Annotated in this window: 15 protein-coding genes; 7 read left to right on the plus strand and 8 right to left on the minus strand. The window is 59.3% G+C overall.

Annotated elements, in window-relative coordinates:
* Positions 1-115 precede the first annotated feature (115 nt).
* On the plus strand, positions 116-415 hold the full coding sequence (locus AC1MEW_RS27085; protein ID WP_201192765.1) for a PilZ domain-containing protein: 300 nt from the start codon (positions 116-118) through the stop codon (positions 413-415).
* Positions 416-476: 61 nt separating this feature from the next.
* Here the strand turns inward: AC1MEW_RS27085 and AC1MEW_RS27090 are convergent, their stop codons facing one another.
* Positions 477-1,166, minus strand: a complete 690-nt coding sequence (locus AC1MEW_RS27090; protein WP_201204933.1) for an MlaA family lipoprotein — start codon at positions 1,164-1,166, stop codon at positions 477-479.
* Positions 1,167-1,366: 200 nt separating this feature from the next.
* On the opposite strand from AC1MEW_RS27090, the gene pcrP reads away from it, so the two are divergent.
* The gene (gene pcrP / locus AC1MEW_RS27095; protein ID WP_201204936.1) at positions 1,367-1,987 is read left to right on the plus strand and encodes an HAD superfamily inactivated hydrolase PcrP; all 621 of its coding nucleotides are present in this window, start codon (positions 1,367-1,369) and stop codon (positions 1,985-1,987) included.
* A gap of 109 nt (positions 1,988-2,096) precedes the next feature.
* Positions 2,097-2,360: a DUF4404 family protein gene (locus AC1MEW_RS27100; protein WP_201204938.1), complete on the plus strand. Its 264-nt coding sequence runs from the start codon at positions 2,097-2,099 to the stop codon at positions 2,358-2,360.
* Between the two features lie 74 nt (positions 2,361-2,434).
* Here AC1MEW_RS27100 and queF read toward each other — a convergent pair whose 3' ends face one another.
* Positions 2,435-3,265: an NADPH-dependent 7-cyano-7-deazaguanine reductase QueF gene (gene queF, locus AC1MEW_RS27105; protein ID WP_480424282.1), complete on the minus strand. Its 831-nt coding sequence runs from the start codon at positions 3,263-3,265 to the stop codon at positions 2,435-2,437.
* 61 nt (positions 3,266-3,326) lie between these two features.
* Positions 3,327-3,863, minus strand: coding sequence for a copper-resistant cuproprotein CopI (gene copI, locus AC1MEW_RS27110; protein WP_480424283.1), 537 nt, complete (start codon positions 3,861-3,863; stop codon positions 3,327-3,329).
* Positions 3,864-4,018: 155 nt separating this feature from the next.
* Here copI and AC1MEW_RS27115 point away from each other — a divergent pair, with 155 nt between their 5' ends.
* Positions 4,019-4,699, plus strand: coding sequence for a heavy metal response regulator transcription factor (locus AC1MEW_RS27115; RefSeq protein ID WP_480424284.1), 681 nt, complete (start codon positions 4,019-4,021; stop codon positions 4,697-4,699).
* On the plus strand, positions 4,699-6,048 hold the full coding sequence (locus tag AC1MEW_RS27120; RefSeq protein ID WP_480424286.1) for a heavy metal sensor histidine kinase: 1,350 nt from the start codon (positions 4,699-4,701) through the stop codon (positions 6,046-6,048). The genes AC1MEW_RS27115 and AC1MEW_RS27120 overlap by 1 nt, the downstream gene beginning before the upstream one ends.
* Before the next feature lie 106 nt (positions 6,049-6,154).
* Here AC1MEW_RS27120 and AC1MEW_RS27125 read toward each other — a convergent pair whose 3' ends face one another.
* From AC1MEW_RS27125 to AC1MEW_RS27135, 3 genes are all read right to left on the minus strand, one after another.
* Positions 6,155-7,399, minus strand: coding sequence for a lipoprotein-releasing ABC transporter permease subunit (locus tag AC1MEW_RS27125; protein WP_201204948.1), 1,245 nt, complete (start codon positions 7,397-7,399; stop codon positions 6,155-6,157).
* Positions 7,400-7,462: 63 nt separating this feature from the next.
* On the minus strand, positions 7,463-8,146 hold the full coding sequence (gene lolD / locus AC1MEW_RS27130; RefSeq protein WP_201192792.1) for a lipoprotein-releasing ABC transporter ATP-binding protein LolD: 684 nt from the start codon (positions 8,144-8,146) through the stop codon (positions 7,463-7,465).
* Between the two features lie 7 nt (positions 8,147-8,153).
* Positions 8,154-9,404, minus strand: coding sequence for a lipoprotein-releasing ABC transporter permease subunit (locus AC1MEW_RS27135; RefSeq protein WP_201204950.1), 1,251 nt, complete (start codon positions 9,402-9,404; stop codon positions 8,154-8,156).
* Between the two features lie 94 nt (positions 9,405-9,498).
* Between AC1MEW_RS27135 and AC1MEW_RS27140 the strand changes: the two genes are divergently transcribed.
* Positions 9,499-10,080, plus strand: a complete 582-nt coding sequence (locus AC1MEW_RS27140) for a PilZ domain-containing protein (protein WP_201204951.1) — start codon at positions 9,499-9,501, stop codon at positions 10,078-10,080.
* Between the two features lie 13 nt (positions 10,081-10,093).
* Entirely contained in the window at positions 10,094-10,816 is a 723-nt protein-coding gene (locus AC1MEW_RS27145; protein WP_201204953.1) for a glycerophosphodiester phosphodiesterase, read from the plus strand.
* A gap of 42 nt (positions 10,817-10,858) precedes the next feature.
* Here the strand turns inward: AC1MEW_RS27145 and sthA are convergent, their stop codons facing one another.
* Both sthA and AC1MEW_RS27155 read right to left on the minus strand, forming a co-directional pair.
* The gene (gene sthA, locus AC1MEW_RS27150; protein WP_201204956.1) at positions 10,859-12,253 is read right to left on the minus strand and encodes a Si-specific NAD(P)(+) transhydrogenase; all 1,395 of its coding nucleotides are present in this window, start codon (positions 12,251-12,253) and stop codon (positions 10,859-10,861) included.
* A gap of 207 nt (positions 12,254-12,460) precedes the next feature.
* Positions 12,461-13,405 carry an FAD:protein FMN transferase gene (locus AC1MEW_RS27155; protein WP_322270866.1) on the minus strand — a complete coding sequence of 315 codons (945 nt, stop codon included), beginning with the start codon at positions 13,403-13,405 and terminating at the stop codon, positions 12,461-12,463.
* Positions 13,406-13,413 lie beyond the last annotated feature (8 nt).

The following is a 13,413-nucleotide window of genomic DNA, read 5'->3' on the forward strand; positions in this document are numbered from 1 at the left end:
CCCATCCGCGGGGCGTTTCAAGCTCACGCCGATGGTCGCTTGACGTCTTTACTTGTCAAATCACCGGGAGTTATAAGAACAGGCAAAACCGTAACCCAATGGAAGGATGAAGCCCATGAGTCAAACCGATCGGGACTACAGCGAAAAGCGCGATTTCATCCGCATGCGGGTCGATGCCGATGTGTCGCTGATTCACGAAGGCGATGAGGTGCCAGCCGTCTGCATCGACCTTTCCAGCAGTGGCATGCAGGTTGAGGCACCACGCTTGTTCAAGGTCGGGGACCGGCTGAGCGTACGGATCGATTCCGATCACACCGCCCTCAAGGGCCTTGAAGCCGACACCGAAGTGGTGTGGGTGAAGGAACAGGACGGCGAAAGTCAGAAACTCGGGCTTACAATCTTGAAAATGAAATAACCACCAATCCACAACGAAAGAAGGCGGCCAATGGCCGCCTTCTTCGTTTTACCGCTTTAAATCAAAAATCGTCTACGACGTGGCCGTCTTTGACTTTGAATTCGCGGTTCTGCAGGTAAGCGTTGCGGATGAAGATGTACTTGTCGCCGTTGATCAGCTTCTCGGCCGACAGCAAGCTGGCACGGGTGTCGACGATGTTCAGGCCGAATACCGAATTACGCACCGGAATATCGTTGATGTACGGGTACGGGCCGGTGTAGCCATCGACAATCTTGGACGGTGCGTCTCGCAGGGTGCTTGGGCCGAGCAATGGCAGCATCACGTACGGACCACTGCCAACGCCCCAATGACCGAGGGTCTGACCGAAGTCTTCGTCGCTGCGGTTCAGGCCCATTTTGGTGCCTACATCGAAGAAGCCTGCCAGACCAAAGGTGGTATTGAGCAGGATACGTGCGGTATCGACGCCAGCAGCATGTGGCTTGGCTTGCAACACGTTGTTGAACAGATTGGTCACGTCACCGACGTTGCGGAACATGTTGTGGATACCATCTTCCAGGAATTGCGGCGTCACGTAGTCGTAGCCCTGAGCAATCGGCTTCAGCGCGTAGGTGTCGACAAAGTCGTTGAACTGGTAAATCGGGCGGTTGACACTTTCCCAAGGATCGTCTTCCGAAGCTGCCTGAGCGGCAAACGGAACCAGCAACACGCTGGCACACACACAAAGCTGAGCGAGTTGATTGCTCCAGCGCATAGAAAAACTCCTTGGATTGTACTGGCGCGGGCGCGCGGCCCAAGCGTTAAGACGGCTAGTATAAGACGGAAAAGCGAGTTTAGTCAGCGTCGCATGAGTCGGCTTGCGGATGTTGCAAAATGACTGAGAGCAATTCACATCAATGTCACTCAACTGTCACCGTCCTCCCATAGTCTTGTCGCTATTTCAGGGACGTTGATATGTCGCATGCCGAAGCCTTGCCTGACGCCGCACTCAGCCTGACTGCCGTACTGTTCGGACTCAGTGGTTGCCTGGTGGATTTTGGCGCCCGTACGCGCCAGCCGGGCGCGCCCTGCGCCGAACACGCCGAGGTCACCCCCGGTGCCCTGGATAGCCTGCACAGCTTGCAGCGTCAGAAAATCCCCTGCGCCTGGCTGGATGAACTCTCCCCTGCCCTCAGCCAAGCCCTTGCTGCCGCCCTGCCAGCGTGGATCAAACCTTCGCAACATCCAGCAACAATCAATCCATGGCCGGCTCCAAACGCCTGCTGGCAAGCGTTAATGGCGCTGAATGTCGAGCGACTGGACGGCTGCGTGCTGGTCAGCGGCGAACCGCGATTGCTGCAGGCCGGGCTCAATGCCGGGTTGTGGACCATTGGCTTGGCGTCCTGCGGTTCGCTGTGCGGGCTGGCGCCGAACGAATGGCAAGCCTTGAGCCAAAAGGACCGCGAACACCTGCGGGGCAAGGCGACGATGCAGCTGTTTGGTTTAGGGGTACATTCGGTGATTGATCACCTCGGTGAACTCGATACCTGCCTGGCGGACATCAGCCTGCGCCGACTCAAGGGCGAAAAGCCCTGACAGAGATCATGCAGGTTGCCCGGGAGTGGATTAATCTAAAGACCAGCCATAGACCTTTGGCGTGCTGCTGCGGTCTATGCCAGTGCCTATCGATAAAAGGAAGAACGCCATGCCTGCCCGCGAACTGCAAGAACAGCTCAATACCCTGCGCGAGCAATTGGAACAGAATCCGCCGCTGTCCGAAGCCGAGCGCGATGACCTGCACGCGCTGATGCAACAGATCGAACTTGAGATTGAACTGGAAACCAAGACCAAGGACTCCAACCTCGCCGATGGCGTGAACCTGGCTGTCGAACGCTTCGAACTGGAACACCCGGCCATTGCCGGCACCTTACGCAACATTGTGCAGACCCTGGGCAACATCGGGATCTGAACCCGCCAGATACAAAAAAGCCCTGCCAGTGATAGCGGGGCTTTTTCGTTTTCAGCGATCTTTTGATCTTGATCTTACTGGCGGACCAGACGGTGGTTCGGCAGTTGGACCGTTTCAGTACTGCGATACGGGTTGATATCCAACCCACCACGCCGCACATACCGCGCATACACCGTCAATTTCTCCGGTTTCAGCAACCGCTGCAGGTCGAGGAAGATCCGCTCCACGCATTGCTCATGGAAGTCCGAGTGCTGACGGAAGCTCACGATGTACTCCAGCAAACTCGCGTGATCCAGTGCCGCGCCACGGTACTCGACCGCCACACTGCCCCAATCCGGCTGGCTGGTGACCGGGCAATTGGACTTGAGCAAATGGCTGTGCACGCTCTCTTCGACAATGCGCGAATCATCGCAACGCAGCAGTTCCGGACGCGGGTGTTCGTAGTTGCTGACGCTGATGTCCAGGTCATCAATGCAAACGCCCGGCAACGCCACGACGCCTTCCGCCTCAACGTCCTTGAGGCTGCGAATCCGCACGCCGACCGGTTTACCGGCAGCCGCCGACAGGTCTTTCACCAACACGGCTTCAAGGCTCGCAGTGTCGGCAAACGGCGTCTGGTTCAGGGAATTGAGGTACAGCTTGAACGACTTGGATTCGATGATGTTCGGCGAATCCGCCGGGATGCTGAATTCACCGATCGCCACCACGGGCTTGCCCGACGGCAACAGCCACGACAGCTCGAAGCAGTTCCAGAAGTCCACGCCTTTATACGGCAGCGTGTCCGCTGTCAGCCCCAACTCGGCCCATTTCGCGGTGCGCGGGATCGGGAACAGTAAGGACGGCGTGTAGGTGGCGATGTATTCGCTGGATTTGCCCAGCGGCGAATGTTCGGCTGCGGGATGCATGGCGGAAACCTGACTGAAGAATCAGCGGATTCTATCAGCCTTTGCGTCCGCCTTTGAGTGCTTACTGACTGACTGTCAGTTTGCCGACCATGCCAGCCTGATAGTGGCCAGGGATATTGCAGGCAAATTCCAGGTTGGTCGCCTTGGTGAAGGTCCAGGTCAGCTCGGCGGTTTTGCCCGGCGGCACCAAAACACTGTTGGGGTCGTCGTGCTTCATGCCGTGATCCGCCGAGCCGTGATCCATACCGGACATCGAACCGTGGTCCATTTCCTTCATCGCTGTAGGAGTCAGCATTCCGTTCTGCTGCATCTTCAACATTTCCTGCTGGTGTGCGGCATGCATCGCCGCATCGCCGAGGTTGAATTCGTGCAGCAACTGGCCTTTATTCACCAACACAAAACGAATGGTCTCACCAGCCTTGACCTCGATGGTCTTCGGATCGAACGACATATCGCCCATCACCACTTCCACGCTGCGGCTGGCTTTGGCCGCCGCGGCCGGTTGACCGAAGTCGTAAGTCTGCGCGGGCGAGGCCCATACCGGCGAACCCAGTACCAGCAAACACGCGGCCAACACCAGACGATTGCGCAAAAACATAGTCGTACTCCAACAAGATAAGGTTCAGCCTGTGGAAAACTCTAAACTGACACGCCTGCCCGCAACCTGACAGCCAGATTACAACTTTGTCAGGTTGGCCTGCCTTGCGGCCGCCCACGGTATAAAGCTTTCGTTCCATTTACCCAGAGTTACCCATGAAACTGCTGATCGTCGAAGACCAGGCCAAAACCGGCCATTATTTACGCCAGGGCCTTACCGAGGCTGGCTTCAATACCGAACTGGTGGCCGACGGCAGTACCGGCCAGCAATTGGCGCTGACCGGCGATTACGCCTTGTTGATCCTCGATGTGATGCTGCCCGGCCGTGATGGCTGGCAAATCTTGCAAGCGGTGCGCAGTGCGGGTCTCGACACGCCGGTACTGTTTCTGACGGCGCGAGACGCGGTGGAGGACAGGGTTCACGGCCTGGAACTCGGCGCCGACGACTACTTGGTCAAACCTTTCGCCTTCTCCGAACTGCTGGCCCGAGTCCGCAGCCTGTTGCGCCGTGGCAGCACCACGCCTCAGGAGACCTGCCTGCAACTGGCCGACCTGCGTCTGGACCTGATCCGCCGCCGGGTCGAACGCAGCGGCCAGCGCATCGACCTGACCGCCAAGGAATTCGCCCTGCTTGAAATGCTCCTGCGCCGGCAAGGTGAAGTGCTGCCCAAATCGTTGATCGCTTCCCAGGTGTGGGACATGAATTTCGACAGTGACACCAATGTCATCGAAGTGGCGATCCGACGGCTGCGCCTGAAGATCGACGACGAATTCCCCAACAAGCTGATCCACACCGTGCGCGGTATGGGTTACGTCCTTGAAGAGCGCGACGCCTGATGCGCCGACTGTCCTTGAGTAATCGCCTTGCGCTGCTGTTTGCGGCCTGCACGGCGGTGGTTTCGTTATTCGCCGGGGTGTTGTTCAGCCGCGCCAGCGAAGCCCACTTCATCGAACTCGATCAGCAGTTGCTGGACGGCAAGTTGATCGGTTTGCGCCGGGCGCTACACGACATTCAGTCCAGTGAAAGCAAGGCAAAGCTTGCGGATGAACTGAGCCGACAGGCCGATCTGTCGCTGCGTATTACTGGCAGTGATGGCCAGCGCTGGTACGACAGCACCTCGAATTTGCCCAAGGAACTCCCGCAAAAACCGGGCTTGTCGACCGTGAACGACGACGGCACTGACTATCGCGTCCTGAATGCGCCGTTGTACCTGGACAAACCCGACTCACCGCAACTGACCCTGCTGCTGGACATCACCCATCACCAGCACTTTCTGCAACGCATGCAGCATCTGATCTGGCTGACCGTTGGCCTCTCGGCCCTGGCCACCGCGCTGCTCGGGGCCTGGGCGGCACGCAGCGGTCTACGTCCGTTGCGGCGCATGAGTGCAGTGGCCAGCGGCGTTTCTGCGCAATCGCTGAATGCGCGGTTGCCGGAAGAGAACATGCCGCAAGAACTTGCGGAAATGGCCCACAACTTCAACGCAATGCTCGGACGTCTCGACGACTCTTTTCAACGGCTCTCGGCCTTCTCCGCCGACATTGCCCATGAACTGCGCACGCCACTGTCGAACCTGCTGACCCATACCCAGGTCACCCTCACCCGCCCGCGCGAGCTTGAGGATTACCGCGAAGCGCTGCACAGCAACCTCGAAGAACTGCAATGGATGGCGCAACTGGTCAATGACATGTTGTACCTGGCCAAGGCTGACCACGGTTTGCTGATGCCCAAGCGCGAACCTCTGGAGTTGGCGGAGGAAGCAGATCTGTTGTTGGAGTTCTTCGCGCCGCTGGCCGAGGACGCGCAAGTAACGCTGACCCGCGATGGCAGCGGGCACATCGAGGGCGACCGCAACATGTTGCGCCGGGCGCTTTCCAACCTGCTGGATAACGCATTGCGGTTTACGCCTGCCAACGGCGAGGTTCGGCTGCGGATTGTCGATCAGCCCAAGGGTTTGAGCCTGACGGTTGAGAACAGCGGGGACGGGATTTCGGAAGATCTGCTGCCGCGCTTGTTCGACCGTTTCTACCGGGCCGACCCGGCGCGCCAGGAAGGCAGCAGTGAACATGCAGGATTGGGATTGGCGATCACCCAGTCGATCATCCGTGCCCATGGCGGGCAGATTCGTTGCAAATCGGAGAGTGGGTGGACCAGGTTTGTGATTGAGTTACCGAAGGGGGATTGAGGCCGGCAGCGCCGGCCTCTTCGCGAGCAAGCCCGCTCCCACATTTGATCGAGCTGACTCAGATCTAATGTGGGAGCGGGCTTGCTCGCGAAGGCGGTATCAGGAGTTACGAATACCGCAACGCGTGAGCCGGCTCGATCTTCGCCGCACGCCACGCCGGGTAAACCGTCGCCAAAAAGCTCAAGATGAACCCGGCGGAGCAGATCAACAACACATCCCCGCCCTGCAACTCGGACGGCAAGTTGCTGACGAAATACACATCCGAACTGAAGATATGCTGCCCGCTGACGCGTTCCAGCCAACCCACCATTTCACTGACGTTCAACGCCGCAATCACACCCAGAATGCCGCCGATCAACGTGCCGACAACCCCGATCACCGTGCCCTGCACCATGAAAATCGCCATGATCTGACGTGGCGTGGCGCCGATGGTCCGCAGGATCGCGATGTCCGCGCCTTTGTCGTTCACCACCATGATCAAGGTTGCGATGATGTTGAACGCCGCCACCGCGACGATCATCAGCAACAGCAGGCCGATCATGGTTTTTTCCATTTTCATTGCGCTGAACAGGCTGCCCTGGGTGTGGGTCCAGTCGTCAGCCTTGTAACCCGCGCCGAGGGCGGTGGCGATGTCGTTCGACACTTTAGGCGCCGCGTACAAATCCTTCACCGCCAGACGCACGCTCTGCACCTGATTCGGTTGCCAGTGCTGCATTTGCGCGGCATCCGCCATGTGGATCAGCGCCATCGAGCCGTCCAGCTCGGCGCCGACCTTGAACACACCGACCACGTTCAGCCGCTGCATGCGCGGAGTGATGCCGCCCGGTGCGGTGCTGACTTCCGGCACGATCAGGGTGATCTTGTCGCCGACGTTCAAGCGGAAGCGCCGCGCGGTGATTTCACCGACTACCACGCCGAACTCGCCGGGTTTCAAGTCATCGAGGCGACCTTGCACGATGTGCTGCGCAACGATCGAGACCTTGCCTTCCTGCGCCGGATCGATGCCGCTGACCTGGATCGGCTGCATCGAGCCTTTATAAGACAGCATGCCTTCCATCTCGGTGAACGGCACGGCGGCGGTCACTTCCGGATTTTTCATCGCTGCGGCGGCCACTGGCTGCCAATCGTCGATCGGGTTCACGCCGACGATGGTCGCGTGGGGCACCATGCCGAGAATGCGCGAGCTCATTTCGCGCTGGAAGCCGTTCATCACCGACAACACGACGATCATCGCCAATACGCCCAGGGCGAGGCCGATCATCGAGGTCATCGAGATAAAGGATACAAAGCGATTGCGGCGCTTGGCGCGGGTATAGCGCGCGCCGATAAAGATCGATAACGGTCTGAACATTCGCTGGGGCACCGTATAAAAATAAAAGACCCGGCGTCTTTTCAGACGTCGGGTTTGGGCCGATCAGATGGCTGTCAGGCGACCTTCCTGCAAATGCAGGACGCGGTCCATCTGGCGGGCCAGGTTCATGTCGTGAGTCACCACCAAAAACGCCGTGCGCATCGAGGTGCTGAGTTCCAGCATTAAATCCTGAATGCCTTGGGCAGTGTGGGAGTCGAGGTTGCCGGTCGGCTCGTCGAGCATCACCAGGCCAGGATTGTTCACCAGGGCGCGGGCGATGGCCACACGCTGGCGTTCGCCACCGGACAGCTCCGACGGTTTGTGCTCCAGGCGATGGCCCAACCCTACCCGCTCCAGTAACGCGGTGGCACGCTGACGCGCTTCCGGGATCGCAGTCTTGCCGATCAGCAACGGCATGCAGACGTTTTCCAGCGCTGTGAATTCCGGCAGCAAGTGGTGGAACTGGTACACGAACCCTAGGGAACGGTTACGCAGCAGGCCACGCTTCTTCTCGCTCAGTGCCGACAGCTCTTCGCCATCGAGCCAGACGCTGCCCTTGGTTGGCGTGTCGAGGCCGCCCAACAGGTTGAGCAAAGTACTTTTGCCCGAACCCGAAGTGCCGACGATGGCCACGCGCTCACCCGGATGCAGTTCCAGTTGCAGACCGGCCAATACTTCTACCGACTCCGGGCCTTCCTCGTAGGATTTGCCCAGGTTGCGGCAGCTCAAGATTGCTTTATCACTCATGCCCGACTCACTCATAACGTAGCGCCTCCGCAGGCTGGGTGCGCGCGGCACGCCAGGCTGGATACAGGGTGGCGAGGAAACTCAGTACCAACGCGGCGGCGCAGACCATCAATACGTCCTGGCTCTGCACTTGCGACGGCAGGTAATCAATGAAATACACGTCGGCGTTCAGGAATTTATGCCCGATCAACCCTTCGAGGGCCGAGATCGCGGCGCTGACGTTCAGCGCGGCGAAGATCCCGACCACAGCGCCGATCAGCGTACCGATCACACCAATGACCGTGCCCTGGACCATGAAGATCGCCATGATCTGCCCCGGCGTGGAACCCAGGGTACGCAGAATCGCGATGTCGCCCTTCTTGTCGTTCACCACCATTACCAGCGTGGAGATGATGTTGAAGGCCGCAACGGCAACGATCAGCAGCAACAGCAGACCGATCATGGCTTTTTCCATGCGGATCGCCTGATACAGGTTGCCGTGGGTACGGGTCCAGTCGCGGGCATAGTAATGGTCTTCGCCGAGTTGCTGGGCGATGGTCCATGCCGTGCGCGGCGCCTGGAACAGGTCGTCGAACTTCAGGCGCAGGCCCTGGACCTGATCGGGTTTCCAGCGGTGCAACCTGGCCAGATCCTGCAGGTTGGTCACACCCAGGTAGCCGTCCAGCTCACCGGCGCCGACATGGAAGATGCCGACCACGGTAAAGCGTTTCATACGCGGGAACATCCCGGCCGGGGTCACTGTGACTTCCGGCGCGACGAACGTCAGCTTATCGCCGATGGACGCACCGAGCTTGGCCGCAGCCTTATCGCCAATGACGATGCCGAAGCTGCCGGGGGTCAGGTCGTCGAGCTTGCCCTGCTGCATGAAGTTATCAATGATCGAGACCTGCCGCTCCAGCGCAGGGTCGATGGCATTGAGCAGCACCTTGGACACCTTGCCGTTGTTGGTCAGCAGGCCCTGCATCTGGGTGAACGGCGCAACGGCCGTCACCTGCGGGTTCTGCTTGACCTTCGCGGCCAGGCTTTGCCAGTCACTGATGGGTTCACCGGACTCGATGGTCGCGTGGGGCACCATGCCCAGCACGCGGGTGCGCATCTCATGATCGAAGCCGTTCATCACTGAAAGCACGACGATCATCACGACCACGCCAAGGGCGAGCCCGATCATCGAAGTCAGGGAAATGAACGACACAAAATGATTGCGACGCTTTGCACGGGTATAACGCGTGCCAATAAATACGAAGAGAGGTCTGAACATGTCGGGGCTTGTTCGGAGGGAAAAGGAACGTCCTTGTGGCGGGGGTCGATAACCAGCTTTACACTCAGACCACCGCCGCTACCATGGGTTCGCCATGTCGACATTAGATGAAGAAGATCGCCGCGAATACTACCGTATCGAGGACGCGATCGCACTGGAAATTCGGCCCCTGTCCGCTCCCGAAGCCGCAGGCCAGGAAGTGTTGCAGGATGCTTCCCCGCTGTTCAACCTGCTCAGCGAACTGCACCTGAGCGAATTCGAGTCGCAGCACCTGTTGCGCCAGATCAGTGAGCGCGACCGCAGCATCGCCGCCTTCCTGAAATCCCAGAACAAACGCATCGACCTGCTCAGTCAGGTGATCGCCCTGACTGTGCTCGGGCACATTGGCGAACCGCAACCGGTGATCATCTCTGAAGGCGGCATCGACTTTCAGCACCCGACGCCCATTGCGGCCGGGGCGCACCTGTCAGTCAAAATGGTGCTGATGCCGCAAGCGCTGGGCCTGCTGCTGCGGGCCAAGGTCACCCACTGCGACCGCAAGGGCGACGGCTACGACGTCGGCACCGAGTTCGAGTACCCGACCGATGCCCAACGCCAGTTACTCGCCCGCTACATATTGCAAAAGCAGGCCCAGGAACGACGCCTGGCCCGCGAACAAAACGAATCAGGCATTTAATTAAGGAAGAACCGTGACCCTCATCTACGGCCATCGCGGCGCCAAAGGCGAAGCACCGGAAAACACCCTCACCAGTTTCCAGGAATGCCTCAAGCACGGCGTTCGCCGTTGCGAACTGGACCTGCACCTGTCCATGGACGGCGAATTGATGGTCATCCACGATCCGACGCTCAAGCGCACCACCGACCGTCGCGGCAAAGTGGTCGAGCATTCGGCAAAAGATCTGGTGACCTACGACGCCCGCAAGGGCGGCCCGGGCTGGATCAAGCCGTGCCCGATTCCAACGCTGGAAGAACTGTTCGAGAAGTGTGATTTCGAGCACTGGCAACTGGAAGTCAAAAGCGCTTCGCGCACTCGCGCCGCGACCACTGTGTTGGCGATTCGTGAAATGGCCCAGCGTTTCGGCCTGCTCGACAAGGTAACCATCACCTCAAGTTCGCGCGAAGTGTTGAAAGCCGCGCTGGACCTGGTGCCGGACGTGTCCCGCGGATTGGTGGCCGAGTATGCCTGGCTCGACCCGTTGAAGGTCGCGCAAAGCTATGGCTGTGAGATTCTGGCGCTGAACTGGACCCTGTGTACGCCGGAACGCCTGCAGAAGGCGCAGCGCCAGGGGCTGCATGTGTCGGTATGGACAGTCAACGAGCCCGCGCTGATGCGCAGACTCGCCGACTTCGGCGTTGACAGCCTGATTACAGACTTTCCCGGTTTGGCCACTGCCACGCTCGAGAATTGCTGAAATCGGTCTCCCCGGCCGGCTCAGGCCACCGGCCGGAGCCGCTCAAAAAAGCCGGTTGAGGCCATCGTACGCCGCTACCCGATAGGCTTCGGCCATGGTCGGGTAGTTGAACGTCGTGTTGACGAAGTACTTAAGGGTGTTCAGTTCGCCCGGCTGGCTCATGATCGCCTGGCCGATGTGAACAATCTCCGACGCCTGATAGCCGAAGCAGTGAACGCCCAGCACTTCCAGGGTTTCGCGGTGGAACAGGATCTTCAGCATGCCCTGAGGCTCGCCGGCGATCTGTGCACGCGCCATGCTCTTGAAGAACGCCTTGCCCACTTCGTACGGCACCTTGGCCTGAGTCAGCTCTTGCTCGTTCTTGCCGATCGAGCTGATCTCCGGAATGGTGTAGATGCCGGTCGGCACGTCATTCACGAAGCGCCAGCTGTTGTTATCAACAATGCTGCCAGCCGCCGAACGGCCCTGGTCGTGCGCGGCACTGGCCAGGCTTGGCCAGCCGATCACGTCACCGGCACCGTAAATGTTCGGCACGCAGGTGCGGTAGGCTTCATCAACTTCGATCTGGCCACGGCTGTTGACCTTCACGCCGATGTTTTCCAGACCCAGCGCGTCGGTGTTGCCGGTACGGCCATTGCACCAGAGCAAGGCGTCGGCCTTGATCTTCTTGCCGGACTTGAGGTGCAGGATCACACCGTTGTCCACGCCTTCGACGCGGTCGTAGTCTTCGTTATGGCGAACCGTGATGTTGTTGTTGCTGAAGTGATAGCTCAGGGCCTGGGATATTTCCGAGTCCAGGAAGCTCAGCAACTGACCGCGGTTATCCACCAGCTCAACCAGTACACCCAGTCCACTGAAGATCGACGCGTATTCGCAACCGATCACGCCAGCGCCGTAAACGATGAGTTTGCGCGGGGTGTGGCCGAGGCTGAGGATGGTGTCGCTATCGTAGATACGCGGGTGATGGAAATCGATGTCCGCCGGGCGATAAGGACGCGAACCGGTGGCGATGATGATGTGCTTGGCGACCAGCTTCTCGACCACACCGTTGGCGCAAACCACTTCGATGGTTTGCTCGTCGGCGAAGCTGCCGGTGCCGAAGAATACGTCGACGCGGTTACGGGCGTAGTAGCCGGTGCGCGAAGCGACTTGTTTGGAGATGACTTTTTCGGCGCTTTTCAGTACGTCCGGGAACGAGAACCAACGCGGCTCACCAATGGCCCGGAACATCGGGTTGGTGTTGAACTGCATGATCTGCCGGACGGAGTGACGCAGTGCCTTGGACGGGATGGTACCCAGGTGGGTGCAGTTGCCGCCGACCTGGCGACGGCTGTCGACCATTGCCACTTTGCGTCCTGCTTTGGCGGCGTTCATTGCCGCGCCTTCTCCCGCCGGGCCGGAACCCAATACCACCACGTCGTAGTTGTAGACAGCCATGCATACTCCTCAGAACGGGCCGCGGCGCCCTCGGCACCGGCGGCTAAATCACGCCGATCTGCGGCGTGAAGGAACAATTTGGGGTCAATTCAGAACCCGGACACAGTCTATAGAAGCGTCAACGCCGCGCACATTAACCCTTGGTCGCGTCGTAGGCTACTTTTGCCTGCACGACAACGCCAGCCTTCAATGCGCGAATCGCCGTAATCATTCGGTTTTGCCGCCACTGAGGCGTTCAAAAGCCTGATTAGTCCGTGTGACGAAACCTGTATCGGCACGAATCACAAAGAATGCACCAATGTTGTGTTTTTCCGCGTAGTCCCAACCCCGCTCGGGGCCGAGAATCAGCAACAGCGTCGATAAGCCATCGGCCATCAGGGTTGAAGGAATAATCACCGTGACCGAGGCGAGGTTGTGGGTGATCGGCGCACCGGTGCGGGCATCGAAGGTGTGAGAGTAACGCTGGCCGCCCTGTTCGAAATAATTACGGTAGTCGCCAGAGGTGGACACACCGTAGCCGTCGACATTAATGATGCGTTCAGCCACTTGTTGATCGTCCCGTGGTTCCTCCAGGGCGATCTTCCACGGAGAACCGTCGAGCTTTTTACCGACAGCCTTGAGTTCGCCGGTGGCTTCGGCGAGGTAGCTGTGGATGCCCAGCGCTTCGAGTCTGGCGGCAATGGTGTCCACCGTGTAACCGGCGGCAATGCTGTTGAAGTCAACCTCGATGGCGGCGTCCTTGCAGAGCTGATCGCCGTTAATGCGCAGGTGCCCGTGACCGACGCGCTTCATTACCTCGGCCAACGCTTCGGCGCTCGGGACTTTTTCTTCTCGACCCTGCGGACCGAAACCCCAGAGGTTCATCAGCGGTTCAACAGTCAAGTCGTAGGAGCCTTCGCTTTGCAGCGACAGCTGCTCGCCGACGCGGACCAATTCGAGGATCGCCGCGGGCATTGTCTGACAGCTATTGGCAGGCAGATCGTTGAAACGCTCGATGTCCGAGTCGCTGCGGTAGGTGGACATTTGCCGGTCGACGTCGGCGAGGATTTTCTCGACTTCGGCCTGTACCTCTTTCGGGCCGGGCAGCCCGGCGTGACGCAGGTATTTGATCGAATAGGTGCTGCCCATGGTCGGTCCGCCGAAGCTTTCCATGGAATCGC

The organism is Pseudomonas sp. ASL4 (genome assembly GCF_056680395.1).

Excerpts from the sequence above, each read along its gene's own strand:
- AC1MEW_RS27090 (WP_201204933.1), bottom strand. The coding sequence starts at position 1,166 with ATGCGCTGGAGCAATCAACTCGCTCAGCTTTGTGTGTGTGCCAGCGTG.
- AC1MEW_RS27115 (WP_480424284.1), top strand. The coding sequence starts at position 4,019 with ATGAAACTGCTGATCGTCGAAGACCAGGCCAAAACCGGCCATTATTTA.
- AC1MEW_RS27120 (WP_480424286.1), top strand. The coding sequence starts at position 4,699 with ATGCGCCGACTGTCCTTGAGTAATCGCCTTGCGCTGCTGTTTGCGGCC.
- AC1MEW_RS27140 (WP_201204951.1), top strand. The coding sequence starts at position 9,499 with ATGTCGACATTAGATGAAGAAGATCGCCGCGAATACTACCGTATCGAG.
- pcrP (WP_201204936.1), top strand. The coding sequence starts at position 1,367 with ATGTCGCATGCCGAAGCCTTGCCTGACGCCGCACTCAGCCTGACTGCC.
- AC1MEW_RS27155 (WP_322270866.1), bottom strand. The coding sequence starts at position 13,405 with ATGGAAAGCTTCGGCGGACCGACCATGGGCAGCACCTATTCGATCAAA.
- copI (WP_480424283.1), bottom strand. The coding sequence starts at position 3,863 with ATGTTTTTGCGCAATCGTCTGGTGTTGGCCGCGTGTTTGCTGGTACTG.
- AC1MEW_RS27135 (WP_201204950.1), bottom strand. The coding sequence starts at position 9,404 with ATGTTCAGACCTCTCTTCGTATTTATTGGCACGCGTTATACCCGTGCA.
- AC1MEW_RS27085 (WP_201192765.1), top strand. The coding sequence starts at position 116 with ATGAGTCAAACCGATCGGGACTACAGCGAAAAGCGCGATTTCATCCGC.
- AC1MEW_RS27125 (WP_201204948.1), bottom strand. The coding sequence starts at position 7,399 with ATGTTCAGACCGTTATCGATCTTTATCGGCGCGCGCTATACCCGCGCC.
- lolD (WP_201192792.1), bottom strand. The coding sequence starts at position 8,146 with ATGAGTGATAAAGCAATCTTGAGCTGCCGCAACCTGGGCAAATCCTAC.
- sthA (WP_201204956.1), bottom strand. The coding sequence starts at position 12,253 with ATGGCTGTCTACAACTACGACGTGGTGGTATTGGGTTCCGGCCCGGCG.
- AC1MEW_RS27100 (WP_201204938.1), top strand. The coding sequence starts at position 2,097 with ATGCCTGCCCGCGAACTGCAAGAACAGCTCAATACCCTGCGCGAGCAA.
- queF (WP_480424282.1), bottom strand. The coding sequence starts at position 3,265 with ATGCATCCCGCAGCCGAACATTCGCCGCTGGGCAAATCCAGCGAATAC.